This window comes from Streptomyces sp. CC224B (genome assembly GCF_030010595.1).
Classification (GTDB): domain Bacteria; phylum Actinomycetota; class Actinomycetes; order Streptomycetales; family Streptomycetaceae; genus Streptomyces; species Streptomyces longispororuber.
In genome coordinates, this window is record NZ_JASCXL010000005.1 from 116,032 (window position 1) to 142,893 (window position 26,862).

Below are 26,862 nucleotides of genomic sequence, written 5' to 3' on the forward strand. Positions count from 1 at the left end.
TGCCCCTCAAGCGCCGCGCGCGTGCCTCTCCTCGGGCGCCCGACCGCCCCGGCGGACGAGCCGCAGCCGGAGGTCCCGCGGCATCAGGGTGAGGCGCTCGGCGACGCGCAGCCGGTAGCCGGGCTCCGGCAGCAGGTCGTAGCGGCGCAGCAGCAGCGCCAGGACCAGGGTGGCCTCGTGGAGCGCGAACTGGCGGCCGATGCAGGCCCGCGCCCCGGTGCCGAACGGCTTGAAGACGTGGGCGGGCCGCGCCCGCACCGCCGCGGGGGTGAACCGGTCCGGGTCGAACTCCCCGGGGTGCGGACCCCATGCCTCCGGATCCCGGTGCAGCATCACCGTCAGCACCAGTGCCCAGGCGCCCCGCCGCATCGGATGGACGCCGCCGAGGACCGTGTCGGCGCGGGCCTGACGCGAGAACGCGGGCGCGGTCGGCCACAGCCGCAGCGACTCGTCGAGCACCCGCCGCACGTACCGCAACTTCGCCACCTGGTCGTACGCCGGTGACGCGGCGTCACCCCACACCTGGTCGACCTCCTCGCGCGCGCGGGCCAGCACCTCGGGGTGGCGGGCCAGGTAGTGCAGCGCGAACGACAGGGCGCCGGAGGTCGTCTCGTGCCCGGCCACCAGAAAGGTGATGACCTGGCGCCGGATGTTCTCGGCGGACAGCCGCTCCCCGGTCCGCGGGTGCGCGACCTCCAGCATCCGGTCGAGCAGGTCCCCGCGCGCGGCCGAGGCGTCCGCCGCCCGGCGGGCCGCGACCACCTCGTCCACGGTCCGGTGCAGATACGCCACGTGGGCCGCGTTGCGCCGCTCGGCGCCGCGCAGCAGCGGCGCGAGTACGGGCGGCTGGACGTTGCGGCGCTGGGCGTACGACAGCGTGCCGACCATGGCGGTCACGAACGGGTGCGGCCGGGCCCGTTCGAAGGAGCCGAAGTCGTGGCTGAACCCTGTGCGGGCGATGGTCTCCAGCGTCAGCTTCGTCATGTCCCCGGGCACGTCCACGGTCCGCCCCGCCGCCGCCCGCGCGTCCCAGTGGTCGAGGAGCCGCCCGGCGACGTCGAGCATCAGCGGGTGGTAGGCGGCCATCGCCTCACGGCTGAAGCCCGGCGCCAGGATGTCGTGCGCGAGCTGCCAGTTCGGCTCGTGGTTGTACGCGGTGAACAGGCCGTCCCCGGCGAGCGGCCGCAGGTTGGCCACCCCGAGCCCCACGTGCTTGGCGAACCGCGTCTCGTCGGCCAGTTCGGCCGCGAGCCGCGCGCCCCACACGAACACGATCTCCTTGCCGAAGGCCTTGCGCCGGAACACGGGCCCCAGGCCGGCCGCGATCCGCATCGAGTCCTGCACCGGTGTCCGCGGGTCGACCCCGAGCACGTCGCCCAGGAGCGGGACCCGGCGCGGCGGATGCGGTATCCGGTCGAGCCGGGGCCAGCCGAGTTCCGCGCCGCGGAACCCCTTCGGCGGCGGTGAGCCGGCGCCCTCCGCCTGCCGCGTCGTCTGCGCCACGTCCGCCATCTCCCCTGCGCGTGCGGCCCGTTGAGCCGTCTTGTACATGGATTCAACAGCGGGGCCAGTCTCGGCCCGTTGTTGAATCCACGTCAAGTAAGGTGCTCGCATGGCCGCGAACCGCCCGGAGCGCACCCGCCGCAGGCTCAGTACCGAGGAACGCAGGGAGCAACTGCTCGGCGTGGGCGCGCGGCTCTTCGCGCGGAACCCCTACGACGAGGTCTGGATCGAGCAGGTCGCCGAGATCGCGGGCGTCTCGCGCGGCCTGCTCTACCACTACTTCCCGACCAAGCGGGACTTCTTCGCCGCCGTCGTGGAGCGGGAGAGCGCCCGCATGCTGCGGCTGACGGCGGCCGAGCCGGGCCTGCCGGTCCGCGAGCAACTCGCCGTCGGCCTGGGCGTGTTCCTCGACTACGTGCGCGAGCACGCCGAGGGCTTCCGCGCCTTCCACCGCGCCGAGGCGGCCGGGGACCCCAAGGTCCGCGAGGTGTACCGCGCGGGTCTGGCCGCGCAGGAGCGGCAGATCCTCGCGGCCCTCGCCGCCGACCCCGAGACCGCGTGCCTCGCCGACGGCCTGCCCGCGCTGCGCCTGGCCGTGCGCGGCTGGCTCGCCTTCCTGGTCGCCGTCTGCCTGGAGTGGCTCGACACCGGGAGGCCCGGGCGCGACGAGGTGCGGGACCTGTGCGCCCGGGCCCTCCTGGGCGCGGTCCTGCCGTGAGCCGCGCCCGGGGACCCGTACCGCCAGGGAGCCCCGCCCGGGGTACCCGTACCGTCAGGCGGCTATCGTCAGCTTCGGGGGCCGGGGTGCGAGCGGACGCAGCGGGGGCACCACGCGCCCGTCGGGCAGGAGTTCACCGGTGTCGTCGAAGACGATCGTGCCGTTGCACAGCAGGCTCCAGCCCTGCTCGGGGTGGGCGCTGACGACGCGCGCGGCATCCCGGTCGGATCCGTCGGCGGATGGGCACGGCGGCTGATGGGCACACATGGCGCACCTCCGGGTCGCTGTTCTGCGGCGCCGCTCGCCGCGGCACCCCCTAGTACGAGTAATGACTCCGGCGCACGCTCGGACTCGTCGCCGCGGGGGCTCATCAAGGCACGCTGATTCACGCGGGGAGGAACCCCGTACGGAAGTGCTCCAGCAGTGCGCGCCGTGCGCCCTCGCTGTCCTCGGTGAGACGCTCCGCGGCCCGCGGGAAGAAGCCGTCGCCGACCGACCGTGTCGACCCGGCCGTCCGCGGGGCCCCGGGGCCCGGACGTAGGCTGGTGGGCGTGGCAGCGGACCGGCTCCGGTGGGAGCGCGAAGGGGCGTGGGAGGTCGTACGGCCGGGCGGGGCAGGGCCCCTCCGCGGCGTGGAGGTGGTGGGATACCACGACACGGGGGCGGCCGGCGTCGACATGCGCGTGCTCCCGCAGCCGCGGCTGACCCTCGTCCTCACCTTCGGCGGAGAGCCCTTGGCCGTCGAGAGTCCCGGCGGACGGCGCGGACTCGACGGCCTCGTCGCCGGTCTCGCACCGGCGGGCGCGCGTATCCGGGGCGAGCGGGTGAGCTGCGTCGAGGTGCGCATGTCGCCGGTGGCGGCCTACTCCCTGCTCGGTACCGCCCCGGCCGACCTGGACGGCGCGGTCGTCGGACTGCGGGACCTGTGGGGGCGCCCCGAGGCGCGGCTGCGGGAGCGCATGGCCGCGTGCGCGCGCTGGGAGGAACGCCTCGCCCTGGTCGACGCGTTCCTCGCCCGCCGCTGGGACGCGGCCCCGCGGATGACGGCCGAGGTCGCCGCGTGCTGGGCGGCCATCGTGGCCCGGCGCGGCCGGGTGCGGGTCGACGAACTGGCGGCGGCGTGCGGCTGGAGCCGCAAACGGCTCTGGTCACGGTTCACCGCCCAGGTCGGCCTGACGCCCAAGCGCGCGGCGATGCTGGTCCGCTTCGACCGTGCCGTGCACGCCTTGTCCACGGGCACGGGCGCCGCCGAGGCAGCCGATTCCTGCGGGTACGCCGACCAGTCCCATCTGCACCGGGACGTACGGGCCTTCGCCGGGTGCACCCCGGCCGTGCTGGCGGGGCGGATACGACGGGACCCGGATGGCGTGTGGCAGCAGGGGTGGTGAGGGCGGTCGCCCTGTGCGGCGGCAGGCGTGCCGAGGGACGGTGGGCCCGGGTGCGGCGGGTGGTTGAGGCGGGTGCCGCCCCTCACAGGCGTGCTCCGCGGGGGCACGGGCGTGTCCCTCACGGACGGGTGTCGGCGGCGGCGCGTGCGGCGGTCCCTCCGGCAGGCCGGGGCGGTGCCGTGAAGGCCAGGTAGCCGACTGCGGCCAGCAGTTCGCACCCGGCGGCCACGAGCAGGGCGCCAGGCAGCGACCAGGTGGCCAGCGGGCCGCCGAGGCCCGCGCCGACCGCGTACCCCGTGATCTTCAGGCTGGCGCCCGTGGTGAAGATCTGGCCGCGCAGCCGCTCCGGGGCCTCGCGGTGCCGCACGGCGAACAGCGCGGTGAGCTGGGGTCCCGCCCCGGCCCCCGCGACCACCATCGCGGCGGCCAGCGGCACGGGCGCGGCCGTCGCCGCCAGGAGGAGCGCGGCGGCCAGGACGAGGGTGCTCGCCAGCACGGTGGCGTCGGGCCGCAGCAGGTCGGGCCGCCGGGCGAGCAGGGCGTTGGCCGTCAGCGAGGCCGCCGCCAGGGCGGTCAGCAGGAACGTACCGGCGTGGGACGAGCCCCACGCCTCCTCGCCGAGCAGGGGAGTGCAGGCGACCAGCGTGCCGACGCCGACGTACGACACGACGGACGTCAGCGTCGCCCGCGCCAGCAGCCGGGTGCTGCTGATGGCGGCGAAGCCGGAGACCAGGTCGGCGAGGACCGAGGAAGCGGGGCCGCCGGGTGTCGGCGCCGGACGGCCGGGCAGCGTCCAGGCCGCAGGCAGCGCGAGCAGGATCAGCACGAGGGACGCCACCACCCCCGCCGCGGGGCCGGCCAGGAGGGCCACGAGGCCCGCGAGAGCCGGGCCCGCCAGACCGGCGACGTTGTAGGTCAGCGCGTCCAGGGCGTTGGCGCGCGGCAGGGCCTCCGGCGCCACCACGCGGGGCAGTTGGGACGTCCAGCCGCCGGCGAGCGCGGGCCCGAGCAGCCCGCCGAGCACGGCCGTGGCGACGACCAGCGGCAGGGGGACGCGGCCGAGGCCCAACAGGACGGCCAGGAGCGCGGCCGCGTAGGCGGCGACCGCGCCGGCGAGCAGCCGCCCCGGCCGTGCGGTCCGGTCGAGCATCGCGCCGAAGACGGGGCCGCCCACAGCGGCGGACAGCGTGATCCCGGACAACAGCGCGGACCCGGTCGCCGCGGATCCGGTGGCCGCGAGCCCGGCCAGCAGCAGCGCGGGCCCTGACATCTCGTCCCCGGTCCGGGCGGCCGCCGCGCCGCTCAGGTAGGTCGCCATGCGGTAACGCTTCATCATGCGGGGGACGTTACGAGGTAACGTAAAAAGTAGGGAAGGGCGTTACAGCGTGCGCACGTGCGCACGTGCGCCTGTGCGCACGCGCGCATGCGCGCCGTTCCGAGGCAGGGCGCACGAAGGAGCACAGGGAGGAGCGCGGGCAGGGGCACGTGAGCGCTCGCGGAAGAAGGCACGGAGGCGGACCCGAGGAGAGCCTCCTGAGCAGGGACCAGAACGGGCACGAAGGCTGGCACGAAGGTTCGCACGAAGGCGGGCGTGAAGACGGCCATGGAGTCGGGCGTGAAGCCAGGCACGAGAGCGGGGGTGGAGGCATGAACGAAGACGCGCGCGCAGACGAGCGCGACGCGGGGCGCGACGACACGTGCGAACAGGGGTGTGAAGACGGGCGCGACGCGGGGCTCGGAGACGAGCACGACCGCAGGCGCGACGGAGGGCGCGACGCGGGGCTCGGAGACGAGTACGACCGCAGGCGTGGCGCGGGGCACGAGGACGAGCGCGACCACGGGCGCGACCAAGGGCAGGCGAGCGATGCCCGTCAGGGCGGTCCGGGTGCCGACGACTGGTCGACCCGGCACTCCGTGCTGCGCACTGCGCAGCGCACCGTCGCCCTCGTCAACGTCCTCTGCGGCGGCACGACACCGACGGTGGCGGCCGTCGAGGCGGTGCTGCGCGAGTACGGCGAGGCCGACCCGCTGCACCTCTGCGCCGAGGGCGTGGCGGAGATGCGCGCCGCCGCCGCGTCCCTGCGCGACGTCTTCGCCGCGCCCGACACCGACACCGCCGCGCACCTCCTCAACCAGCTCCTGGCCGCGGGCTGCGGCCCGCTCCGGCTCACCTCGCACGGCGGCGGGGCACCCTGGCACCCGCACCTCGACAGCGACGACGCGGCACCCTGGGGGGAGTGGTTCCTCGCCTCGTCCTGCATGGCCCTGACCGTGCTGCTCTGGGACCGCCAGCGACCGCCCGGCGGCCTGTGCGCGTCGCCGAGCTGCGCCCACGTGTACCTGGCGGTCGGCCCCGGCACCGCGCGGCGCTACTGCTCCCGCCGGTGCGCGACGCGCGAACGGGTGGCGCAGCACCGCAGGGCGAAGCGGCCGGGGCCCGCCTGACCGCGGCCGGACCCGGACCGGCCGGGGCGCCGGGCCGCCGGCGGCGCTCAGACCAGCCGGAACGTCAGGCAGACCACACGGGTGTCGTCCCGGACGGCGGCCCCCAGGTCGTCCCAGTAGCGGTGGTGGGCCGCGCGCCAGTCGGCCAGGGTGGTGAAGCCCTCGCCCTCGCCGTCGGCGTGCTCCCACGTGACCTCGGCGAAGTCCGTGACCTCCACCGCGGTGATCTCGACCGTGGCGATGGACCGGCCGTCGTCGTCCAGGACGGCGAGGCGTTCGCCGACGAACTCCAGGCCCTCGCTCTCCTGGACGTAGTCCTCCAGGAGGCCCGTCGTCGTGGTCTTGGCGCCGGACAGCACCAGGGCGTTGAGCTCCTCACGCAGCTCGCCGGGCGCGCCCAGCTCCAGGGAGCGCATGCCGTCGACCCGTGGCCACATCGTCCGTCCGCCTCCTCGCGGGGTCGGGCGGCCGAGCCTAGCCCGTGTAGCCCTCGTAGTCATTCCAGCCAGGCGCCTGTGTCACCTCCTCCCACGTCGGCGCCGGCGCCCCGGTCCACTGGCGGGTGAGCTCGCCGGGCAGGCTGTACAGCGGGGCCTTGCCCGGCTTGGCGAGGGCCTGGGAGACGATCGCGGCGCGCAGCACGGGCGCGGCGTGCAGGCGGGGGAGCACCGCGTGCACACGGTCGGCGTACCCGTGCGGGAGCTGCCCTGCGTCGCCCGCGATGTCCAGCCGGGTGCCCGCGCTCACCAGGGCGATCTCCGGCCGTTTGCGTGAGGCGATGCCCTCGGAGGTGTGCAGGGCGATCGCGTCCCAGACGACCTCCACCCGGTCCGCCGCCACCCCGTGCCGGGTCAGGAACTCGGCGGCCACGTCCGCCCCGTCGACGTCGAAGCGCTGGTCGCGGTCGCCCTCCTCGGTCAGGCCCAGGTCGTGCAGGACGGAGCCCAGGAAGAACAGCTCGTCGTCGTAGTCGCGGCCGGGCACCAGGCCCTGCTGCTCGCCGATGCGGCGGCCGTACAGGTAGGTGCGCATGCTGTGGTGGAAGAGCGCCGGTGCTTCGAGGGTCCGGACGTACTGGACGGCCTCCAGCGCCAAGGCGCTCTCCGGGAAGCCGAGTTCCCGGAGAGCGCCCCAGGCGGTGTCGGTGGAAGCGTCCGTGTCCGTGCTCGTCGGAACATCCGGCGCCGTCTGCGGGTGCGTGCCGTCTCGCGTCATGCCAGGGATTCTTCTGCCAGGCCGGACATGGCGGCAATGACGAAAAACCCACCTTTCCTGCCACACGGGTACGCGCCCTCGGCGCCCTCCACGGCCTCCGCGCTCGCCCTCCACGGCCTCCGCGCTCGCCCTCCACGGCCTCCGCGCTCGCCCTCCGCGCTCGCCCTCCGCGCTCGCCCTCCGCGACGTCCACCCCTCGCGGCGGGCCCTGCCGCACGGCTCGCGCAGCCCGCGGGTGGCCTGCCGTACGGCTCGCACAACCCCCGGCGCGCCCCCCCGCTCGGCCCGCGCAACCTGCAACGCGCCCCGCCGCACGGCCCGTGCGCCCCGCAACGTGCCCGGCCGCACGCACAGCCCCCCCAGAGGTCAGCCCGCCGCCTCGCCCAGCCGCGCGAACAGCGGCCGTGCCGCCGGGAGCCGTCCGTCGGTCTCGGTGCACTGCGCGGCGATCCTGGCGGCGGACTCCGGCACGAACGGGCCGAGTTCGTCGGCGAGTACCCGGCAGGCGTCGACCAGGGCGGTGAGGACCGCGTCGAGACGGGCCCCCGCCCGCCGGTCACCGGCCCGCTCGGCCTTGGCCAGCTCCCAGGGGCGCGTCACGTCGACGCAGCGGTCGGCCTCCTCCACGACGCGCCACACCGCGGCCGTGGCCCGGCGGAAGTCGAAGTCCTCCAGAGCCGCGTCGACGTCGCCCCGGACGCGGTGGCAGGCAGCGGCGAGCCGCTCGGTGCCCGCCACGGCGGCGGCCTCGGCGCCGTCCGCGGCGGCGGGCCGTCCCGCGCCACCGGCCGCCGGTGCGGCACGCCGCAGGCGGCCGTCCCGGAACCGGTGAGCCATCGTCACGACCCGGTTGACGAGGTTCCCGAGCCCTCCGGCGAAGTCGGCGTCGGCCCGCGCGAGAAGCCGCTCCCGCGTGAAGTCCGCGTCCCCGACCCGCGGCACGTCCCGCAGCAGCCACCAGCGCACCGGGTCCGTGCCGTACGCGGCGACCAGCTCCACCGGGTCGACGGTCGCCCCGCCGGACTTGCTGATCTTGCGGCCGTCGACGGTGAGGTAGTCGTGAACGAGGACGTCCGTGGGCAGCGGCAGCCCCGCCGACAGGAGCATGGCGGGCCAGTACACGGCGTGGAAGCGGACGACGCCCTTGCCGACGACGTGACAGCGGCGGGTGCTCCCCTCCCACCAGTGGCTGTACGTGGGATCGTCGGTGCCGAGGCCGAGGCTGGTGACGTAGTTGCCGAGGGCGTCCCACCACACGTACACGACCTGACCGGGGTCGCCGGGGACGGGGATGCCCCAGCCGCGGGCCCGGGTGTGCGAGCGGGAGACGGAGAAGTCGTGCAGGCCGCCCGCGACGAGGGCGAGCACCTCGTTGCGGCGCGCGGCCGGTTCGACGCGCAGCGCGCCCGACGAGACCAGCTCGTACAGGCGGTCCGTGTACCGGGACAGCCGGAAGAACCAGTTCTCCTCCGCGACGGGCTGCGGCTCGGTGCCGTGCTCGGCGCAGCGGCCGTCGACCAGCTCGGCCGGGGTGCAGAACTGCTCGCAGCCGACGCAGTACAGGCCTTCGTAGTGCTTGCGGTACAGGTCCCCGGCAGCCGCGCACCGGCGCCACAGCCACTCCACGCCGACGCGGTGGCGCGGGTCGGCGCTGGTGCGGATGAAGTCGTCGAGGGACAGCGCGAGCGGGGTGCCGAGCGCCGCGAAGGCCCGCGCGTTGCGGTCGACGAACTCCGCCACCGGCACGTTCCGCGCCTCGGCGGCCAGGACGTTCTTGAGCGAGTTGTCGTCCGTCCCGCTCAGCAGGCGCACCTCGTCGCCCCGGTGGCGCCGGTGGCGGGCGAGCACGTCGGCCTGCACGAGTTCGAGGGCGAAGCCCAGGTGCGGGCGGGCGTTGACGTAGGGGATCGTCGTCGTGACGTACGTACGGCGTGTGGTCATCGGAACCTCCAGGAGTGAGGCGGGGCTCCGGAACCGCTGCGTACGGAACGAGGCCCCGACTCGGGGCCTCGGAAACATGAACGTCCGGTGTCAGCAGCCCCGTCGGCGGGGCATCATGGCGCGGCGGCACTCGAACGTGATCATGCGGCGATGCTAACAGCCGCCGCGCGCGGGGTGCTTGGCATTTTCTTCCGGGCCCACCCCGCACTCCGGAGCGCTCATCGGCGGGCGGTCGCCCCCCCCCGACCAGAAGGCCTGAAGAAGGCCTCCTCGGCGGGTGGTCGCCCACAGCCCCTGGGGTGCCCGTCGCCCGGTCGCGCCGGCCTCACGCGGGCGGTGCCCCTCCGGCCGACCATGCCGTCGCGTAGCTGCCAGACCGGGGCGCGGCGCCCCTGGTGGACTCGGTACCGCCGCCCGCGGACCAGCACCACGGCACCCCGCGACACCCCACCACGCCCAGGACGGAACCATGCCCCTCACGCCTCCCGCCACCGCCCCGGCACCCTGCGCCCCGGCCGGCCGGCCGCCACGGGGGCGGTGGCTCGCCGTCGCCTCGGTCACGGCGGGGATCTTCGCCCTCGTGACGGTGGAGATCCTGCCCATCGGCCTGCTCCCCGCCATCGGGGACGACTTCGCGGTCACGGACGGCACGGCCGGGCTGACGATGACCATGCCGGGGCTCCTGGCCGCGCTCGCCGCGCCCGTCGTCACGACGGCCACCGCGCGTGTCGACCGGCGGGCGCTGCTCGGCGCCCTCATGCTGCTGCTCGCGGCGGCGAACGTCCTCGCCGCGACGGCGCCCGCCTACTGGCTCGTCCTGGTGTCGCGCGTCGCGGTCGGGGTTGCCATCGGCGGCTTCTGGCCGATCGCCGCCGGACTGGCCGAGCGCCTGGTGCCGGGGGAAGCGGCCGGCCGGGCGAAGGCGGTCGTCTTCTCCGCGGTGCCGCTGGGCTCGGTGCTCGGCGTGCCCCTCGGCACCCTCGTCGGGGACGTCGCCGGATGGCGGACCGCGTTCGCGCTCCTGGGGGCCCTGTCCGTGGCCGTGGGGGCGGCGATGTTCGCGGTCCTGCCGCCGCTGCCGCCCGCCGAACCCCTCCACCCGGCGATCCTGGGCGGGCTCCTGCGGCGCCCACGGGTCCGCCTGGCACTCGCCATGACGTTCCTCGTCGTCCTCGCGCACTTCGGCGCCTACACGTACGTCGCGCCCTTCCTGGACGAGGTGACAGGGGTGGGCCCGGGCCTCGTGACGGTGTTCCTGCTGGTGTACGGGGCCGCCGGGGTCCTCGGCAACTTCGCCGGCGGCGCGGTGGCGGCCCGCCGCCCGCGTGCCGCCTTCGCCTGCGCGGCGGGGCTGATCGCCCTCGCCACGCTGCTGCTGCCCTGGGCGGGGCGGTGGACGGGCGGCGCGGTCGTGCTGCTCGTCGTGTGGGGAGCCGCGTACGGGGCGGTGCCGGTGTGCTCGCAGACCTGGTTCGCCGGTGCGGCCCCCGGTGCTCCGGAGGCGGCCTCGGTGCTGTTCACCGCGTCCTTCCAGGCGACCATCTCGCTGGGGGCTCTGGCGGGCGGGGCGGTGGTCGACCGGGCGTCCACGGCGGCGGTGACGGCGGCCGGGGGCCTGGTCGCGGCCCTCGCGGTGCCGGTGGCGTGCGCGCGGCCCGGCGCCCACCGGGAAGGGTGAGCGCCGGGCCGGGACCACCAGGGGCCGAGGCCGCCAGGGGCCGAGGCCGGAACCGGGCGGCTCCGGCGCGGCCAGGGCGGCCGGGGCGGCCGGGTCAGACCGCGGCCGCGAGCGCCTCGAACTGGGCATCCGTCAGCGTGATTTCGGCGGCCGCCGTGTTCTGCTCCAGGTGCGCCACGCGCGAGGTGCCCGGGATGGGCAGCATCACCGGGGAGCGGCGCAGCAGCCAGGCGAGAGCGAGCTGCGCGGCGGTCGCGCCGTGCTCCTTGGCGGCGGCGTCGAGCGGCCCGCCCGGGCGGGCGAGTTCACCGGTGGCCATCGGGTACCACGGGATGAACGCGATGTTCTCGCGCTCGGCGTACTCCAGGACCTCCTCGGCGGAGCGGTCGGCCAGGTTGTACTTGTTCTGCACGGAGACGATGTCGGCGATCTCGCGGGCCTGCTCGAGCTGCTCGACCGTCACCTCGGACAGGCCTATGTGCCGGATCTTGCCCTCCTCCTGGAGCAGCACGAGCTCACCGAGCTGGTCGGCGAGCGGCACCTGCGCGTCGATGCGGTGGAGCTGGAACAGGTCGATGCGCTCGACGCCGAGGTGGCGCAGGCTCAGCTCGGCCTGCTGGCGCAGGTACTCGGGCCGGCCCACCGCGCGCCAGTCGTCCGGGCCCGAGCGGGTCAGCCCGGCCTTGGTCGCGACGACCAGGTCGTCGGCGTACGGGTGCAGCGCCTCCTTGATGAGGACCTCGTTGACGAAGGGGCCGTAGGAGTCGGCGGTGTCGATGAACGTCACGCCGAGTTCGACGGCGCGGCGCAGGACACGCAGGGCCTCGTCCCGGTCCTTCGGTTCACCCCAAACGCCGGGCCCGGTGAGCTGCATGGCGCCGTACCCGAGGCGGTTGACGGGCAGGTCGCCGCCGAGGGCGAACGAGCCCGAGGCGTCGGCGGGGCGCGAGGTGTTCGGGGTGCTCATGGAGCTGTCCTTTCACGGCGTTCACGACGTACGGATGTCACACGGTGGATGCCACGTGGAGGACACATGGCGGATGCCACGAGGTGTGCGCCACCGAACCTATGCGCAAGGCGGTGTGCGGGGCGACGGCCGCCCCGCCTCGGCCACCGTCGGCCGTCGCCCCGCGTGGGCGGCGCCACCTCTCGTACGTCCTTCTCGTACGCCCTGGTGGGACGGGGCGTCACGTCGGACAGGACAGGGCGGGACTGGGCGGGACAGGACTGGGCTGGGCGGGGCCGTGGGGGCCGTCCCCCGGGCTGGGCGTCACGCGAGCCGTCGCACCAGCTCCGCCGCCACCGGCCCGGAGGACGCCGGGTTCTGGCCGGTGATCAGGTTCCGGTCCACGACCACGTGCGGGGCCCACGGTTCGCCCTCCTCGAAGGCGGCGCCCGCCGCGACCAGGCGGTCCTGGAGGAGCCACGGGGCCCGGTCGGCGAGACCGGCCTGGGTCTCCTCGGCGTTGGTGAAGCCGGTGAGGCGGTAGCCCGCGAAGATGTTGGCGCCGTCCGCCGCCGTGGCGGCGAGCAGCGCGGCCGAGGCGTGGCACACGGTCGCGAGGGGCTTGCCCGACTCCAGGGCGCGGGCCAGCAGCGCCCCGGAGGCGGCGTCGACGGCCAGGTCCTCCATCGGGCCGTGGCCGCCGGGGCAGAAGACGGCGGCGTAGTCGTCCAGGTCCACGTCCTCCAGCCGGACGGGGGCGGTGAGCTCGTGGAAGGAGGCGAGCGCGGCCGCGACGCCGTCGGCCCCCTCCTGCCCGCCGTTGGCCTCCGGCGCCAGGCTGCCCCGGTCCACGGGCGGTACGACGCCCCCCGGCGTGGCGACCACGACCTCGTGGCCCGCCTCCTTCAGCGCCGCGTACGGTACGACGGCCTCCTCCGCCCAGAACCCGGTGGGGTGGAGCGTCCCGTCGGCGAGGGTCCAGTGGTCGGCGCCGGTCATCACGAAAAGAATCTTCGACATGCCGTGACCGTAGGCCGCGCAAGCCATAAGAAACCAATAGGGAAACACGTGGCAGCCATCGGAAATCCGATGGCCCGGTGGGAATACCCAGCCCCGGGCGGTCACCCGCCGCCCCGGCACATCGCACCAGGCTAGAAGGGGAAACGCGGTGGGCCGGAGGGGAAATAGACGCGCCGCCCCGGCGGTTGCAGGCACACATGCGCCGACGGCACCCGGTCGCGGCGCACCGGCCCCGGAGGACTCCATGAAGATCGGCATCATCGGCGCGGGCAACATCGGCGGCAACCTCACCCGCCGCCTGACCGCCCTCGGCCACGACGTGTCCGTGGCCAACTCGCGCGGCCCGCAGACGCTGACCGCCCTCGCCGAGGAGACCGGCGCCACCCCCGTCACGGTCGCGGAGGCGGCCCGCGGCGCGCAGGTCGTCGTCGTGACGATCCCGCTCAAGAACGTCCCGGACCTGCCGTCGGGCCTGTTCGACGAGGCCGCCGACGGGTTCGCCGTCATCGACACCGGCAACTACTACCCGAAGCAGCGCGACGGCAGAATCGAGGCCATCGAGAACGGCCTCACCGAGAGCCGCTGGACCCAGCAGCACCTCGGACACCCCGTCGTCAAGGCGTTCAACGGCACCTACGCCCAGGACATCCTCGACAAGCCGCTGCCCGCGGGTGACCCCGGCCGCATGGCGCTGCCCGTCGCCGGGGACGACGCGGCGGCCAAGCGCGTCGTCCGCGACCTGATCGACGAGCTCGGCTTCGACACCGTCGACGCGGGCTCCGTCGACGACTCCTGGCGCCAGCAGCCCGGCACCCCCGTCTACGGCCTGCGCGCGGGCGTCGCCGAGGTCACCGAGGCGCTGGCCGCCGCGAGCCCGGAGCGCACGGAGGAGTTCCGCGCCTGACACCCGAGCCGACAGCCGCCGCGTACGGGCCGAGTTCGCACGCCGCCCGGCACCGGACGAGCCGAACGCCGCCTCGCGCCAGCCGAGTTGCGCGCCGCCTCATACCGGCCGAGCGGAACGGCGGCGCCCACCGGCGCAGTTGAGCCACGGGAACGCAGGTGAACGGCCAACTCGCCTGCCTTCACCCACTGTTCACATCATCTTGGCGGCAGCGGGCAACCCTCCGGCACCACACCCACGTCTGGTCTCACGGAGGCGCCGCGGCGCGGGCACACCTGGCGACGCCGGGCCCCGTCGACCGCGGCGCCCCGGAACCGATGAAACACGTGATTGCTACACATGGGAGAAACATGGCTGCCATCGACACGCCGGCGACGCCCCTCGAGCAGTTCCTCATCGCGACCCTCTACGACGGCAGCAACGCCACTGCCGCGATACAGGAGCTGCGTCAGGCCGGTCTCGGTGACAAGGTCGACTCCTGGCTGGGCTCGGGCGAGAACCAGCCGCTGACCACCGACGAGCTCGGCAAGGTCCTGGGTGACACCATCGGCCGCGTCGCCGCGCTCCTCGGCACCAGCACGGACGACGTCGCCGGAAGGGTCACCCAGGCCCTGCCCGCGACGCTGGAGGCGCTGAGCACGCACGGCGAGATCCCCCAGCAGTAGGCAGGGGCCCGGCCGTCGGCCGCTCCCCTCGGGGACGGCCGACGGTCGCGTGCGTGAGACCGGTGTCACCGTCCGTCGGCCCGACCCCGTTGATCGTCTCCGGGTAGGTTGACGAGATGACGGAGGGGACGAACACCGCGCGGGGCAAGCGGGGCAGGCACGCGGCGCCCAAGGGGACCAAGAAGGCCAGGACACCCCGCGGGGCCGTGACAGCGCAGGGACACGCACGGCCCAGGAGCGCCGACGCGACCGCAACGGCCCGCGGAGCCCACGGAGCCCGCAAAGCCAGGAGAACCTGGAGAACCCGGAGAGCCGGGGGCGCCGACGGCTCGGGGGCGACAGGCGGCCTCGCCCGCTCCTCGCTCCTGATGGCCGCGGGCACCCTCGTGTCCCGGGCGACCGGCCTGATCCGCCAGGTCCTCCAGGGCGCGGCGCTCGGCACCGGCCTGCTGGCCAGTACGTACAACACGGCCAACACCGTGCCCACCGGCCTGTACACCCTGCTGATCGGCGGCGCGCTCAACGCCGTGCTCGTGCCGCAGCTCGTCCGTGCCCGGACCACGCACCCCGACGGCGGCCGGGCCTACGAACAGCGCCTGGTCACGCTCGTGCTGTGCCTGCTCGCCGTGGGGACGGTACTCGCCGTGTGGGCGGCACCGGAGATCGTCGGCCTCTACATGCGCGACACCCCGGCCAACCACGAGGCGTTCGAGCTCACCGTCGTCTTCGCGCGCTTCCTGCTGCCGCAGATCTTCTTCTACGGCATGTTCGGCATGCTGGGACAGGTCCTCAACGCCCGCGAGCGGTTCGGCGCCATGATGTGGACGCCCGTCCTCAACAACCTCGTCCTCATCGGGATGTTCGCCGCCTACCTCGGCCTGATGACCGCCCCCGACACCGTGGGAGACGTCTCGGCGGCCCAGGTGCGGCTGCTCGGACTCGGCACCACCTGCGGCATCGCCCTCCAGGCCCTCGCCCTGGTCCCGTACGTCCGCGCGGTGGGCTTCCGCTTCCGGCCGCGCTTCGACTGGCGCGGGTCGGGGCTGCGCAAGAGCGTCCGGGCCGCCCGCTGGACACTGCTGTTCGTCCTCGTCAATCAGGTCGCCCTGACCGTCGTCACGAACTACGCCAACGCCGCCGACCAGCGCCTGCCCACGGCGGGCGCCGGCTACACGGCGTACTCGTACGCGCAGACCATCTGGCTGCTGCCGCAGTCCATCGTCACCGTGTCGCTGGTCACCGCGCTGCTCCCGCGCCTGAGCACGGCGGCGGCGCAGGGCCGCACGGACGACCTGCGCGGGGAGCTGTCCCGGGCGCTGCGCACCACCGGCGCCGTCATCGTGCCCGCCGGGTTCTTCTTCCTCGCCCTCGGTCCGCAGACCGCGGCCTTGCTGTTCGGGCACGGCGCCGCGGACGCCGCCTCCGCGCAGCCGCTCGGCCAGATGCTCCAGGCCTTCGGCCTCGGCCTCGTCCCGTTCTCCGCCCAGTACGTGCTGCTGCGCGGCTTCTACGCCTTCGAGGACACGCGTACGCCGTTCTGGACGGCCGTCTGGATCGCCGCCGTCAACATCGCCCTGGCCGCCGCCTGTCACCACCTGCTCCCGGCCCGCTGGGCGGTCGTCGGCATGGCGGGCGCGTACACCGTGTCGTACGCCGTGGGGCTGCTGCTGACGGCGTGTCTGCTGCGCAGGCGGCTCGGCGGCCGTATGGACGGCACCCGGCTGCTGCGCACCTACGGCAAGCTCGCCCTCGCCGCGGCACCGGCCGGGGCGCTGGCCTGGGCGGTGGCGCGGGCCCTGGCGGACGACGGCGCCGCGGGCACCGTGCGGACCGCCCTCGCGCTCGTCGCGGGCGCCGCCGCGATGGCCCTCGGCTACCTCCTCCTCGCCCGGCTGCTGCGCGTCGGGGTGGTGCGGCCTCGCCTGGGCTGAGCAGGCCTGGGCGGCACCGAGCGGCACCGGGCGGCTGGGCGACCGCGTATCGTCGGCCGACGTCGGAGGCCGTCGGTGCGCCGGAGGCCGCCGGCGTCCATCGAGAGCCTGAGAGGTCCGCCGGGAGCCGTCGCGGGACGGTGCCGTGCCGCCAAGGGGTGAGCTGATGAGCAGCAGGGCATCGACCGCGGCCGGGGGCCCGGACGCGTTGCGGCGGCACCTGGGGCTGTCCGACGCGGTGACGATCGGCCTGGGGGCGATGATCGGCGCGGGGATCTTCGCCGCGCTCGCCCCGGCCGCCGAGGCGGCGGGCTCCGGACTGCTGCTCGGCCTGGCCCTGGCCGCCGTCGTCGCGTACTGCAACGCGACCTCCTCGGCCCGGCTCGCGGCCCGCTACCCGGCCTCGGGCGGCACCTACGTCTACGGCCGCGAGCGCCTGGGGGAGTTCTGGGGCCACCTGGCGGGCTGGGCGTTCGTCGTCGGCAAGACCGCCTCCTGCGCCGCCATGGCCCTCACCGTCGGCGCGTACGCCTGGCCCGGCCAGGCACACGCGGTGGCGGTCGCCGCGGTGGTGGCGCTGACCGCGGTGAACTACGCGGGCGTCCAGAAGTCCGCGCTGTTCACCCGCGCCGTCGTCGCCGTCGTCCTCGCGGTGCTGGCCGCCGTGGTGGCCACCGGCCTCACCTCCGGCGCGGCGGACGCCGCGCGCCTGGACATCGGGGCCGACGCGAGCCCCGGCGGGGTCCTGCGGGCGGCGGGCCTGCTGTTCTTCGCCTTCGCCGGCTACGCGCGGATCGCCACCCTGGGCGAGGAGGTGCGCGACCCCGCCCGCACCATCCCGCGGGCCGTGCCCCTCGCGCTGGGCATCACGCTGTGCGTCTACGCCGCCGTCGCCGTCACCGTCCTGGCGGTGCTGGGCCCGGGGGACCTGGCCGGTTCCCCCGCGCCGCTGGCGGACACGGCGCGGGCCGCGGGCGCGGACGGGCTGGCGCCGGTGGTGCGGGCGGGCGCCGCCGTGGCCGCGCTCGGGTCGCTGCTCGCGCTGATCCTGGGAGTGTCGCGGACGACCCTGGCGATGGCCCGTGACCGGCACCTGCCGGGCGCCCTGGCCGCCGTGCACCCGAGGTTCAAGGTGCCGCACCGCGCCGAACTCGCGGTCGGCGCCGTCGTCGCGGTGCTCGCTGCCACGGTGGACGTGCGCGGCGCCATCGGCTTCTCGTCCTTCGGCGTGCTCGCCTACTACGCCGTCGCCAACGCCGCCGCCTGGACGCTCACCCCGGCCGAGGGCCGCCCGCCGCGCGTCGTCCCCGTCCTCGGCCTGACCGGCTGCCTCCTCCTGGCCTTCGCCCTGCCGCCGTCCTCGGTGGCCGCCGGGGCCGCGGTCCTGGCCGCCGGCGCCGCCGCGTACGGCATCCGCAGGGCCTTGGCGGCCCGCGGCAAGCGGTGAGCCCGCGCGGTCACCGCCGCTGCCCCGCGAGCACGGGCCCGGTGGCCAGAAGGGCCGCGCGGTGCACCGCGTCGGCGGAGGCCGCAAGGAGCGGCAACCGCACGGCGGGGCTGGGGATGCGCCCCTGGGCGTGCAGCACGCCCTTGACGACCGTCGGGTTGGGCTCGGCGAACAGGGCGGCGGACAGCCGGGCCAGCTCGGCCCCCAGCGGGCGCGCCGAGGTGCCGGAGCCGCGCCGCCACAACTCGATCAGCTCGGCGTAGTCGGCGGTGCGGACGTTGGCCGACGCGATGATGCCGCCGTGGGCGCCCGCCGCGACGAGCGGGGAGATCACCGCGTCGTCACCGCCGAGGACGGCGAACCCGGGCGGGGCGCAGTCCAGCAGCTCCATCGTGGCCGCGTCGAGCGCACCCGTCGCGTGCTTCGTCCCCACGACGCCCGGCAGGCGGCCCAGCGCGGCGACCGTGCCGGGGCGGAGCGCCTGCCCGGTGCGGTACGGGATGTCGTACACGATCAGGGGTACCCCACCGCCCTCGGCCAGCGCCGTGAAGTGCGCCACGGTGCCCGCCTCGCCGGGCCGGACGTAGGGCGGCGCCGGGACCAGCGCAGCGGCGACGTCACCGGTGTCCGCCAGCGCGCGCAGCGACGCGAGGGCGGCGGCGGTGTCGGCGGTGCCGACCCCGACGACCAGCGGGGTGCCGTGGCTCCGGCAGGCCGCCGCGCACACGCGCACCACGGTCCGCTGCTCCTCGGCGGTCAGCGTGGCGGCCTCCGCGGTGGTGCCGAGGGCGACGAGGCCGGAGGCCCCGGCCGACAGCGCCTCGTCGGCGAGCCGGGCCAGCGCGTCGGGGTCCAGCCGCAGATCGTCGGTGAACGGCGTGACCAGGGGGACGTACAGACCGGTGAACTTCGGTTCGGGCTTCATGCCGTCCACCCTGGCCCACCGGACCCTGTAGATCCATTTCTGATTTCTACCTCCACACCTAAGCTGAACTTATGCTCGATGTACGCCGTCTCCACCTCCTGCGCGAACTCGACCGGCGCGGCACCATCGCTGCCGTGGCCGAGGCCCTGACCTTCACCGCGTCCGCGGTCTCCCAACAACTGGGCGTCCTGGAGCGGGAGGCCGGGGTGCCCTTGCTGGAGCGCAGCGGCAGGCGGGTGGTCCTCACGCCCGCGGGCCGGTCCCTCGTGGCACACGCCGACGCCGTCCTGGAACGCCTCGAACTGGCGGTCGCCGAGTTGGCCGGGGCGCGGGAGGGCATCGGCGGGCCGCTGCGGATCGGGACCTTCCCCTCCGGCGGCCACACCATCGTGCCCGCCGCGCTCGCCGAGCTGACGCGACGGCACCCCGCGCTGGAACCGATGGTCCAGGAGATCGACTCCGCGCGCGTCTCCGACGGACTGCGGGCGGGCGAGCTCGACGTGGCCCTCGTCCACGACTACGACTTCGTACCGGCGACACCGGACACCACGGTGGACGAGGTGCCTCTCCTTGAGGAGCCCATGTACCTGGTCACCCCCGCGACGGCCGGGGCCGCGGGCCGCGGCGGATCGCTGGGGGAGCTGCTCGGTCCCTTCGCCGAGACCCCGTGGATCACCGCGAGGGACGGCACGACCGGGCACGCGATGGCCGTGCGCGCCTGCCAGGCGGCCGGGTTCCAGCCCCGCATCCGCCACCAGGTCAACGACTTCCGCACGGTGCTCGGCCTGGCCGCCACCGGGCAGGGCGCCGGACTCGTACCGGAGATGGCCACCGACCGGAGCCCCGCGGACGTGGTCCTGACCAGGCTGCCGCTGTTCCGCCGCTCGAAGGTCGCCTTCCGCGCGGGCGGCGGCACCCACCCGGCGATCGCCGCCTTCGTGGCCGCGGCCAGGGCCGCCGTGGACTCCATGCCGCGCGCGGAACCCGCGGGGTGACCCCGGCGCGCGCACGAGCACCGGCGTGCCGCGCGAGCCGCGGCCGGACGTGTGCGCCGCGGTGTCAGGTGCCGCGCCCTGTGCTGCGTCCTGCCCCGTGTGACCGACACCGGACCCGGCCGTCGCCGGGCGACCGCACGCCGAGACAACCGACCGAGCAGACCAGGGCTGAGCAGAACGTGACCGAACACAGGGGCAAGGACCGGCCGATGCCCACGGCCACACCCGTGACCGAGGGGGAACCCCCGCAGGGGGAGGGCGAGGACGGACGCCTGCCCGCCGGGGCGACGGACGTACGCCTGTCCGCCGGGGTGACGGACGAGCGCCGGTCCGCCGGGGAGACGGATGAACGTCCGCCCGCCGGGGAGACGGACAAAGGCGCGCCCGCCGGGGAGACGGGCAAAGGCGCGCCCGCCGGGGAGACAGACAAAGGCGCGCCCGCCGGGAAGGCGGACGAACGCCTGTCCGCCAAGGAGACCTGGAGCGTCCTCTACCGCCATGTGCGGCCGCACCGCGGCGTCGTGGCCCTGGGCGGCCTGTTCACGCTGATCGGCGCGGCGACCGCCGTCGCGCAGCCGGTGGCCGTCGAGGCGCTCGTCAACCGCCTGTCCGACGACGAGTCGATCACCTCGATCCTCGTCGTCCTGTCCGTCCTGCTGGTCGTCGGCACCGCCGTCGAGTCCATCGGCGGCTACATCCTGGAGCGGACCGCGCAGTCCGTCGTCCTCGACTCCCGGCGCTCGCTCATCCGGCGCCTGCTGCGCCTGAAGGTCAGCGAACTCGAACGCGTCCAGCCCGGCGACCTGATGTCGCGCGTCACCTCCGACACCACGCTGCTCCAGGCGGTCACCACACAGGCCGTGGTGTCGGCGTTCTCCGGCGCCCTCACCATCGTCGCGACGATCGTGATGATGGCCTTCATGGACCCGGTGCTGCTCGGCGTGACCCTGGGGGTGATCGCGCTCATCGGGGCCGCCACCGCCTTCGTCATGCCGAAGATCTCCAAGGCGACCGAGCGGTCCCAGGAGGCCGTCGGCAAGATCTCCACCGCCCTGGAGCGGGCCTTCGGCGCCTTCCGCACCCTGAAGGCCTCCGGTGCCGAGCAGCGCGAGACGGACGCCGTGTCGGACGCCGCCCAGGAGGCGTGGCGGCACGGCGTGAAGTCGGCCAAGTGGCAGGCGGTGGCGTGGAGTTCGATGGGCTTCGCCATCCAGGTCGCGTTCCTCGCGGTGCTCGGTGTCGGCGGCGCGCGCGTCGCCTCCGACGCGATCTCCGTCGCGACCCTGGTGGCGTTCCTGATGCTCCTGTTCTATCTGATCGACCCGGTGAGCCGGCTCGTCGACGCGATCACTCAATACCAGGTCGGATCCGCCGCCGTCGCCCGCATCGTGCGGGCCGAGCGGATGGAGACCGAGGACCTCGCCGCGCCGTCGCCGTCCACGCCCGCGGCGCAGCGCACGCCCGCGTCCGTGGCCTTCGAGGAGGTGACCTTCCGCTACCAGCCCGAGCTGCCGCTCGTCCACGACGGCGTGAGCTTCACCGTCCCGAGCCCCGGCATGACCGCGTTCGTCGGCCCGTCCGGCGCGGGCAAGACCACCGTGTTCGGACTCGTCGAGCGGTTCTACGAGCCGACCGGCGGCCGCGTCCTCGTCGACGGCAAGGACGTCCGGGAGTGGCCCCTCGCCGACCTGCGCGCCGCCATCGGCTACGTCGAGCAGGACGCGCCGGTCCTCGCGGGCACGCTCCGCGAGAACCTCGTGTTCGCCGCCCCGGACGCCACCGAGGACGACCTGCGCGACGTCCTCGCCCGGGCGCGCCTCGACACCCTCGTCGAGCGGCTGCCCGAGGGCCTCGACACCGTGGTCGGCCACCGCGGCTCCAAGCTCTCCGGCGGCGAGCGCCAGCGCGTGGCCATCGCCCGCGCGCTGCTGCGCAGGCCGCGCCTGCTGCTCCTCGACGAGGCCACCTCCCAGCTCGACGCCGTGAACGAGCTCGCGCTGCGCGACGTCGTGGCCGAGGTGGCCCGGGACGTCACGGTCCTGGTCGTCGCGCACCGCCTCTCCACGGTGACGCTCGCCGACCGCATCGTGGTGATGGACGCGGGCCGCGTACGGGCCATGGGCACCCACGACGAGCTGGTGGCGGGGGACCCGCTGTACGGGGAGCTGGCGGCGACCCAGTTCCTGGCGACGGCGTCGTGACGCCCGTGCGCCACGCTGCCGCTGCGTCCCTGGGGCTTCCCGTACGCGCTGTTCCTGCTCTGCGCTATACGCCGCGGGAGCGGGAGGTGGGGGCGCGCGGCTGTCCTGCTCGCGCGACCGCCGTGCCCGCGCGGCTGTCCTGCTCGTGCGACCGCCGTGCCCGCGCGGCCGTGGCACCGCTCAGCCGGTCCCTGCGCCGCCCCCGCCGGTAATGCCCGCGCGGGCGCCGGGGCCCGTGACCTACCGTGAGGCCATGAGCCATGTGACCCTTGAGCGCCACGCCGCCGAAATCGTCGCGCAGGCCGACCAGTTGAGGAAGCACGTCACAGCCGCCGACCTCACCGCGCCCGTGCCGACCTGCCCCGGCTGGACCCTCGGCAACCTGCTGCGGCACGTCGGCGGCGCGCACCGCTGGGCCGAGCGCGTCGTCCGCACCCGGTCGGCCGGGCCGGTGCCCCACGACCAGGTCGACGACGTCGCCGGGGACGACACCGGCGACGCCGCGGCCCTCGGCGACTGGGTGGCCGAGGGCGCGGCGCTGCTCGCGGCCACCTTGCGCGCGGCGGGGCCGGAGGCGCCGGTGTGGACGCCCGCGCCGGGCGGCACACCGGTGTTCTGGGCGCGCCGCATGCTGTTCGAGACGGTCCTGCACCGCGCGGACGCGGTCGCCGCCGTCGGCGGCACGTATGTGCTCGACCCGGGGACCGCCCAGGCGGGTGTGGACGAGTGGATGGAGTTCACCGTCCTGCCGCAGGTCTACGAGTCCCCCGAGCACCTGCGCGCGCTGCTCGGCCCGGGCCGCACCGTCCACTTCCACGCGACCGACGTCGGGCCGGGGGCGGGGGAGTGGCTGGTCGACCTCACCGGCGACGCCATCACCACCCGGCGCGCCCACGAGAAGGCCGCGGTCGCGGTGCGCGGCCCGGCCGCCGCCCTGCTGCTGCTCCTGTACGGGCGCGAGGTCGTGCCCGCCGCGGGCGCCGAGGTCATCGGGGACCGCGCCCTGCTGGAGCGGTGGCGGGAGACCGTCAGCCACTGGCTGCGGAAGTGAGGCCTGCCGTACGGCGGTCGCGGGCCGGTCCCACGGAAGGCCGTAGGGCAGGCGCACTCAGGCATCCGGCAGGCGTACGCACCGTACGCGGACGGGCCCGCACGCCCGGGGGCGGCGGGCCCGCGCGTCCGTGTGCCGGTCAGCAGCTCATGGCCCAGGTGTGGGAGTCGCCGTCGTCGTTGGCCGCGCCGTTGTAGTGGACCTCCTGGCCGGGCGTGAGGCAGATGGTCATGTGGCCGCCCTGGTGGGCCCGGGAGTACACCTTGACGTGGTCCTTCACGCCGGGGCCCGAGATGCCGTGGTTGGCCCAGGAGGAGTCCTCGTCGGCGATCCAGCTCTCCCACCAGCCGTCGTCACCGGACCAGTTGGCGCGCTGGCCGTCGTAGTTGGCGTGCTCCCAGGCGCAGAAGTGGCCGCTCGGGCAGTCGGCGGCTCCGGCCGGAGCGGCCGCCGCGAGGCTGCCGGTCAGCAGGAGGGCGGCGGCAGCGGCCGCGAGGAAGGTGCGCTTGGCGGGCTGTGCGGTCATGGGCGGTCGAGACCTTTCCGGTCGGTTCGTGTTCTGGGCTCGGGTTGCCGGGTGCACTGCCTGCGGTGCGCGTATGGCACGTATGCCGCGCATCGCGGGCACTGCGGGACACTGCGAGAAGTACGGGGACTTCAGAACTCCGGGGCAGGGCAAGGTACTTCGGGGTGCCGCGAGGTGCTGCGGGTCCTGCGCGGGCGGACGTGTCGCGGCCGGTCCGGCCGATGGGCGGCGGTCGCGGGCGCCGGGCCCCGCCCCGGGACGATGGTGGCGGGGGATCGCCGTCGCATCCGGCTCGCCCGGCCGGTCAGGCCGCCTGGCAGCCCTCCGTCTTGTCGGACACCCCGTCGATCCGCGATCCCCACGACCAGTTGTCGCTGAAGTCGTAGGGCCGGATGAGGCGGTAGTAGCAGTCGTGCCGGCCCCAGTCGATCGCGTAGATGTTCTGGTTCACGTCCGACCGGAACGACGCCGTCTTGTCGTGGTGGGACTCGGGCAGGTCCCGGTAGCCCGGAGGCCGGTAGCAGAAGCCCGTGCCGTGCTGGCCCGGCTGGGTCCAGAAGCACACTTCGCCGGGACCGCGCGCGACGTCGGGCCCGGCCGCGGTGGCGGGTGCCGTGGAGGCGAGTACGGGGGTGAGGGCGGCGGCCAGGGCCGTGGCCGTCAGGACGAGTTTTCGGAACATAAGGACCTTTGCGGCGCTGGGAGTTGGCGGCCCGCGACGGGTCGGCGGGCACGGCCAGGCTCCCCCTGCGGCGCCCGGATCATTCGGGCATTCACCTGAAGGGATGACGTATGGGGGAGAGGGCCCCTTTCTGTGTATCCGGGGCGTGACGCCCTGGCGCACGCCCGCGCCGGTACGGACTCCCGCGAAGTCGCCCCTCCCTCACTGGGTACGGTGTACGCTGTGCCTCCTTGTCGAACAAGCGCGCGAGGAGCATCCGTGAACGCCACCCCCGCCGACAGCCACACCGTGATCCAGGTCCGCGGTGCCCGGGAGAACAACCTGAAGGACGTCTCGCTCGACCTGCCGAAGCGACGGCTGACCGTGTTCACCGGAGTGTCCGGGTCCGGCAAGTCCTCGCTGGTCTTCGGCACGATCGCCGCCGAGTCGCAGCGGCTCATCAACGAGACGTACACCGCGTTCGTCCAGTCGTTCATGCCGAGCGTCGGCCGCCCCGACGTCGACGAACTGCGCAACCTCAGCGCGGCGATCGTCGTCGACCAGGAGCGGATGGGGGCCAACGCGCGCTCCACGGTGGGCACCGCCACGGACGCGTACACGATGCTGCGGATCGTCTTCAGCCGCATCAGGGAGCCGAACATCGGCACCCCGGGGGCGTTCAGCTTCAACCTCCCCGACGGCATGTGCCCCGAGTGCGAGGGCACGGGCGAGGTCTCCACCGTCGACGTGGACCAGTTGGTGGACCGGGACCTCTCGCTCAACGAGGGCGCCATCACCGTGCCGTACTACGCGGTGGACTCGTGGAGCTGGCAGGTCGTGGTGGGCTCCGGCTTCCACGACCCCGACAAGAAGCTGCGCGACTTCACCGACCAGGAGTGGGACGACCTGCTGCACAAGGAGCCCGTCAAGGTGAGGGTCGGCTCCAACGGCTTCACGTACGAGGGCCTCGTCACGAAGATGCGGCGGAGCTGGCTCGCCAAGGACCGGGACGCGCTGCAACCGCACATCCGCAGCTTCGTCGAGCGGGCCGTCGTCTTCACCCGGTGCCCCCTGTGCGAGGGCACCCGGCTGACCCGGGCCGCGCTCGCCTCGAAGATCGACGGGCGCGACATCGCCGAGTGCGCGGCGATGCAGATCAGCGACCTGGCCGCATTCGTCCGCGGCATCGACGCGCCGAGCGTGGCACCGCTGCTCGCCTCCCTGCGGGACCTGCTCGACTCGCTGACCGAGATCGGCCTCGGCTACCTCAGCCTGGACCGCCCCTCCGGGACGCTGTCCGGCGGCGAGGCGCAGCGCGTGAAGATGGTGCGCCACCTCGGCTCCAGCATCACGGACGTGACGTACGTCTTCGACGAACCGACCGTCGGCCTGCACCCGCACGACATCCGGCGCATGAACGACCTGCTGCTCCGGCTGCGCGACAAGGGCAACACCGTGCTGGTGGTCGAGCACAAGCCGGAGGTCGTGGCGATCGCCGACCACGTCGTCGACCTCGGTCCCGGCGCCGGCGAGGCGGGCGGCGAGATCTGCTACTCCGGCGACGTCGAGGGGCTGCGCCGCTCCGGCACCCTCACCGGACGCCACCTCGGCCACCGGGTGACCCTGCGCCCCCAGGTCCGCACCCCCACCGGCCAGTTGTCCGTCAAGGGCGCCGACCTGCACAACCTGAAGAGCGTCGACGTCGACGTACCGCTCGGGGTGCTCACCGTCGTCACCGGCGTCGCGGGCTCCGGCAAGAGCTCCCTGATCCACGGCTACCTGTCCGGGCGGGACGGCGTCGTGGTCGCCGACCAGGCGCCGATCCGCGGTTCCCGCCGCTCGAACCCGGCGACGTACACGAACCTCCTGGGCCCGATCCGCACGGCCTTCGCCAAGGCCAACGGCGTGAAGGCGGCGCTGTTCAGCGCCAACTCGGCGGGCGCCTGCCCGAAGTGCAACGGCATCGGCCTCATCCACACCGACCTCGCGACGACACAGGTCGCGTCGGTGTGCGAGGAGTGCGAGGGCAAGCGGTTCACGCCCGAGGTCCTCACGTACACGCTGCGCGGCAAGAACATCAGCGAGGTCCTGGGCATGTCGGTGGCGGAGGCGTGCGACTTCTTCCCCTCCGGGCAGGCGAACACCGTCCTCGGCGGCCTCGGCGACGTCGGGCTGGGCTACCTGCGCCTCGGCCAGCCGCTCAACACGCTGTCCGGGGGCGAGCGGCAGCGCCTGAAGCTCGCCGTCCACATGGCCGAGAAGTCGGCCACGTACGTCCTGGACGAGCCGACGACCGGGCTGCACCTGGCCGACGTGGACCAACTGCTCGCGCTGCTCGACCGCCTCGTCGACGACGGCAACTCGGTCGTCGTCATCGAACACCACCAGGCCGTGATGGCCCACGCGGACTGGATCATCGACCTCGGGCCGGGCGGCGGACACGACGGCGGCGAGGTGGTGTTCACCGGAACCCCGGCCGACCTGGTCGCCCACGGCGACACGCTGACCGCGCGCCACCTGCGGGAGTACGTCACGTCACCCTGAGACCTCCCCCCGGGACACGCGCCTGCCGAGCCCCGCCACGGAGCGCGGGGGCCCCCCCCCCCCGGCCCCCCCCCCCCGGGGCGCCGACCCCAAATTTGGTTTGCCCCCCCCCCGGGGGGGGGTAAAAAGCCCCCCGGGGCAAAAAAGGCGGGGGGGGC

Annotated in this window: 22 protein-coding genes and 1 pseudogene; 12 read left to right on the forward strand and 11 right to left on the reverse strand. The window is 74.7% G+C overall.

The genetic code is table 11. From position 1 onward, the window contains the following. Positions 1-6 precede the first annotated feature (6 nt). Positions 7-1,512, reverse strand: a complete 1,506-nt coding sequence (locus QK440_RS03880; protein WP_282791501.1) for a cytochrome P450 — start codon at positions 1,510-1,512, stop codon at positions 7-9. 100 nt (positions 1,513-1,612) lie between these two features. On the opposite strand from QK440_RS03880, the gene QK440_RS03885 reads away from it, so the two are divergent. After that, positions 1,613-2,221, forward strand: coding sequence for a TetR/AcrR family transcriptional regulator (locus QK440_RS03885; protein WP_282791502.1), 609 nt, complete (start codon positions 1,613-1,615; stop codon positions 2,219-2,221). A 54-nt stretch (positions 2,222-2,275) separates the two neighbouring features. Here QK440_RS03885 and QK440_RS03890 read toward each other — a convergent pair whose 3' ends face one another. Continuing rightward, entirely contained in the window at positions 2,276-2,488 is a 213-nt protein-coding gene (locus tag QK440_RS03890) for a DUF5999 family protein (RefSeq protein WP_282791503.1), read from the reverse strand. Between the two features lie 284 nt (positions 2,489-2,772). On the opposite strand from QK440_RS03890, the gene QK440_RS03895 reads away from it, so the two are divergent. Continuing rightward, entirely contained in the window at positions 2,773-3,609 is an 837-nt protein-coding gene (locus QK440_RS03895) for an AraC family transcriptional regulator (protein ID WP_282791504.1), read from the forward strand. A gap of 118 nt (positions 3,610-3,727) precedes the next feature. Here QK440_RS03895 and QK440_RS03900 read toward each other — a convergent pair whose 3' ends face one another. After that, complete coding sequence (locus QK440_RS03900; protein ID WP_282791505.1) at positions 3,728-4,945, reverse strand: MFS transporter; 1,218 nt, start codon at positions 4,943-4,945, stop codon at positions 3,728-3,730. Between the two features lie 578 nt (positions 4,946-5,523). Here QK440_RS03900 and QK440_RS03905 point away from each other — a divergent pair. Continuing rightward, positions 5,524-6,054 carry a CGNR zinc finger domain-containing protein gene (locus QK440_RS03905; protein WP_282791532.1) on the forward strand — a complete coding sequence of 177 codons (531 nt, stop codon included), beginning with the start codon at positions 5,524-5,526 and terminating at the stop codon, positions 6,052-6,054. A 47-nt stretch (positions 6,055-6,101) separates the two neighbouring features. Here the strand turns inward: QK440_RS03905 and QK440_RS03910 are convergent, their stop codons facing one another. The 3 genes from QK440_RS03910 to metG all read right to left on the reverse strand — a co-directional run bounded on the left by QK440_RS03910 (position 6,102) and on the right by metG (position 9,210). Then, positions 6,102-6,491 (reverse strand): ASCH domain-containing protein, encoded by a 390-nt coding sequence (locus QK440_RS03910; RefSeq protein ID WP_282791506.1) that lies wholly within the window; start codon positions 6,489-6,491, stop codon positions 6,102-6,104. 37 nt (positions 6,492-6,528) lie between these two features. Beyond that, entirely contained in the window at positions 6,529-7,269 is a 741-nt protein-coding gene (locus tag QK440_RS03915; RefSeq protein ID WP_282791507.1) for an HD domain-containing protein, read from the reverse strand. A gap of 366 nt (positions 7,270-7,635) precedes the next feature. Next, positions 7,636-9,210: a methionine--tRNA ligase gene (gene metG, locus QK440_RS03920; protein ID WP_282791508.1), complete on the reverse strand. Its 1,575-nt coding sequence runs from the start codon at positions 9,208-9,210 to the stop codon at positions 7,636-7,638. A 469-nt stretch (positions 9,211-9,679) separates the two neighbouring features. Between metG and QK440_RS03925 the strand changes: the two genes are divergently transcribed. Beyond that, on the forward strand, positions 9,680-10,888 hold the full coding sequence (locus QK440_RS03925; protein ID WP_282791509.1) for an MFS transporter: 1,209 nt from the start codon (positions 9,680-9,682) through the stop codon (positions 10,886-10,888). Positions 10,889-10,982: 94 nt separating this feature from the next. Here the strand turns inward: QK440_RS03925 and QK440_RS03930 are convergent, their stop codons facing one another. Further along, positions 10,983-11,855, reverse strand: coding sequence for an aldo/keto reductase (locus QK440_RS03930; protein ID WP_282791510.1), 873 nt, complete (start codon positions 11,853-11,855; stop codon positions 10,983-10,985). A gap of 303 nt (positions 11,856-12,158) precedes the next feature. After that, complete coding sequence (locus QK440_RS03935; protein ID WP_282791511.1) at positions 12,159-12,854, reverse strand: type 1 glutamine amidotransferase domain-containing protein; 696 nt, start codon at positions 12,852-12,854, stop codon at positions 12,159-12,161. A 244-nt stretch (positions 12,855-13,098) separates the two neighbouring features. On the opposite strand from QK440_RS03935, the gene QK440_RS03940 reads away from it, so the two are divergent. The 4 genes and pseudogenes from QK440_RS03940 to QK440_RS03955 all read left to right on the forward strand — a co-directional run bounded on the left by QK440_RS03940 (position 13,099) and on the right by QK440_RS03955 (position 17,801). Continuing rightward, positions 13,099-13,758, forward strand: coding sequence for an NAD(P)-binding domain-containing protein (locus tag QK440_RS03940; RefSeq protein WP_282791512.1), 660 nt, complete (start codon positions 13,099-13,101; stop codon positions 13,756-13,758). A 350-nt stretch (positions 13,759-14,108) separates the two neighbouring features. Beyond that, the gene (locus QK440_RS03945) at positions 14,109-14,423 is read left to right on the forward strand and encodes a YidB family protein (RefSeq protein ID WP_282791513.1); all 315 of its coding nucleotides are present in this window, start codon (positions 14,109-14,111) and stop codon (positions 14,421-14,423) included. Between the two features lie 341 nt (positions 14,424-14,764). Continuing rightward, positions 14,765-16,354: pseudogene (murJ, locus tag QK440_RS03950) on the forward strand (murein biosynthesis integral membrane protein MurJ); the annotation flags it as partial. Positions 16,355-16,520: 166 nt separating this feature from the next. Then, positions 16,521-17,801 carry an APC family permease gene (locus QK440_RS03955; RefSeq protein ID WP_282791514.1) on the forward strand — a complete coding sequence of 427 codons (1,281 nt, stop codon included), beginning with the start codon at positions 16,521-16,523 and terminating at the stop codon, positions 17,799-17,801. A 10-nt stretch (positions 17,802-17,811) separates the two neighbouring features. Here the strand turns inward: QK440_RS03955 and QK440_RS03960 are convergent, their stop codons facing one another. Further along, entirely contained in the window at positions 17,812-18,726 is a 915-nt protein-coding gene (locus QK440_RS03960; protein ID WP_282791515.1) for a dihydrodipicolinate synthase family protein, read from the reverse strand. Between the two features lie 71 nt (positions 18,727-18,797). Here QK440_RS03960 and QK440_RS03965 point away from each other — a divergent pair, with 71 nt between their 5' ends. The 3 genes from QK440_RS03965 to QK440_RS03975 all read left to right on the forward strand — a co-directional run bounded on the left by QK440_RS03965 (position 18,798) and on the right by QK440_RS03975 (position 22,973). Then, on the forward strand, positions 18,798-19,721 hold the full coding sequence (locus QK440_RS03965; protein ID WP_282791516.1) for a LysR family transcriptional regulator: 924 nt from the start codon (positions 18,798-18,800) through the stop codon (positions 19,719-19,721). A 209-nt stretch (positions 19,722-19,930) separates the two neighbouring features. After that, on the forward strand, positions 19,931-21,922 hold the full coding sequence (locus tag QK440_RS03970) for an ABC transporter ATP-binding protein (protein WP_282791517.1): 1,992 nt from the start codon (positions 19,931-19,933) through the stop codon (positions 21,920-21,922). 253 nt (positions 21,923-22,175) lie between these two features. After that, a complete protein-coding gene (locus QK440_RS03975; protein WP_282791518.1) occupies positions 22,176-22,973 on the forward strand; it encodes a maleylpyruvate isomerase N-terminal domain-containing protein in 798 nt (265 codons plus the stop codon). Between the two features lie 139 nt (positions 22,974-23,112). Here the strand turns inward: QK440_RS03975 and QK440_RS03980 are convergent, their stop codons facing one another. Then, positions 23,113-23,499: a peptidase inhibitor family I36 protein gene (locus tag QK440_RS03980; RefSeq protein ID WP_282791519.1), complete on the reverse strand. Its 387-nt coding sequence runs from the start codon at positions 23,497-23,499 to the stop codon at positions 23,113-23,115. A gap of 304 nt (positions 23,500-23,803) precedes the next feature. After that, the gene (locus QK440_RS03985; RefSeq protein ID WP_282791520.1) at positions 23,804-24,181 is read right to left on the reverse strand and encodes a hypothetical protein; all 378 of its coding nucleotides are present in this window, start codon (positions 24,179-24,181) and stop codon (positions 23,804-23,806) included. Between the two features lie 258 nt (positions 24,182-24,439). Here QK440_RS03985 and QK440_RS03990 point away from each other — a divergent pair, with 258 nt between their 5' ends. Next, positions 24,440-26,704: an excinuclease ABC subunit UvrA gene (locus QK440_RS03990; RefSeq protein WP_282791521.1), complete on the forward strand. Its 2,265-nt coding sequence runs from the start codon at positions 24,440-24,442 to the stop codon at positions 26,702-26,704. Positions 26,705-26,862 lie beyond the last annotated feature (158 nt).

Bases quoted from the DNA above. Each gene is read 5' to 3' on its own strand.
- QK440_RS03880 (WP_282791501.1), bottom strand. From the start codon at position 1,512: ATGGCGGACGTGGCGCAGACGACGCGGCAGGCGGAGGGCGCCGGCTCA.
- QK440_RS03885 (WP_282791502.1), top strand. From the start codon at position 1,613: ATGGCCGCGAACCGCCCGGAGCGCACCCGCCGCAGGCTCAGTACCGAG.
- QK440_RS03890 (WP_282791503.1), bottom strand. From the start codon at position 2,488: ATGTGTGCCCATCAGCCGCCGTGCCCATCCGCCGACGGATCCGACCGG.
- QK440_RS03900 (WP_282791505.1), bottom strand. From the start codon at position 4,945: ATGATGAAGCGTTACCGCATGGCGACCTACCTGAGCGGCGCGGCGGCC.
- QK440_RS03910 (WP_282791506.1), bottom strand. From the start codon at position 6,491: ATGTGGCCACGGGTCGACGGCATGCGCTCCCTGGAGCTGGGCGCGCCC.
- QK440_RS03915 (WP_282791507.1), bottom strand. From the start codon at position 7,269: ATGACGCGAGACGGCACGCACCCGCAGACGGCGCCGGATGTTCCGACG.
- metG (WP_282791508.1), bottom strand. From the start codon at position 9,210: ATGACCACACGCCGTACGTACGTCACGACGACGATCCCCTACGTCAAC.
- QK440_RS03925 (WP_282791509.1), top strand. From the start codon at position 9,680: ATGCCCCTCACGCCTCCCGCCACCGCCCCGGCACCCTGCGCCCCGGCC.
- QK440_RS03930 (WP_282791510.1), bottom strand. From the start codon at position 11,855: ATGAGCACCCCGAACACCTCGCGCCCCGCCGACGCCTCGGGCTCGTTC.
- QK440_RS03935 (WP_282791511.1), bottom strand. From the start codon at position 12,854: ATGTCGAAGATTCTTTTCGTGATGACCGGCGCCGACCACTGGACCCTC.
- QK440_RS03940 (WP_282791512.1), top strand. From the start codon at position 13,099: ATGAAGATCGGCATCATCGGCGCGGGCAACATCGGCGGCAACCTCACC.
- QK440_RS03945 (WP_282791513.1), top strand. From the start codon at position 14,109: ATGGCTGCCATCGACACGCCGGCGACGCCCCTCGAGCAGTTCCTCATC.
- QK440_RS03955 (WP_282791514.1), top strand. From the start codon at position 16,521: ATGAGCAGCAGGGCATCGACCGCGGCCGGGGGCCCGGACGCGTTGCGG.
- QK440_RS03960 (WP_282791515.1), bottom strand. From the start codon at position 18,726: ATGAAGCCCGAACCGAAGTTCACCGGTCTGTACGTCCCCCTGGTCACG.
- QK440_RS03965 (WP_282791516.1), top strand. From the start codon at position 18,798: ATGCTCGATGTACGCCGTCTCCACCTCCTGCGCGAACTCGACCGGCGC.
- QK440_RS03970 (WP_282791517.1), top strand. From the start codon at position 19,931: ATGCCCACGGCCACACCCGTGACCGAGGGGGAACCCCCGCAGGGGGAG.
- QK440_RS03975 (WP_282791518.1), top strand. From the start codon at position 22,176: ATGAGCCATGTGACCCTTGAGCGCCACGCCGCCGAAATCGTCGCGCAG.
- QK440_RS03980 (WP_282791519.1), bottom strand. From the start codon at position 23,499: ATGACCGCACAGCCCGCCAAGCGCACCTTCCTCGCGGCCGCTGCCGCC.
- QK440_RS03985 (WP_282791520.1), bottom strand. From the start codon at position 24,181: ATGTTCCGAAAACTCGTCCTGACGGCCACGGCCCTGGCCGCCGCCCTC.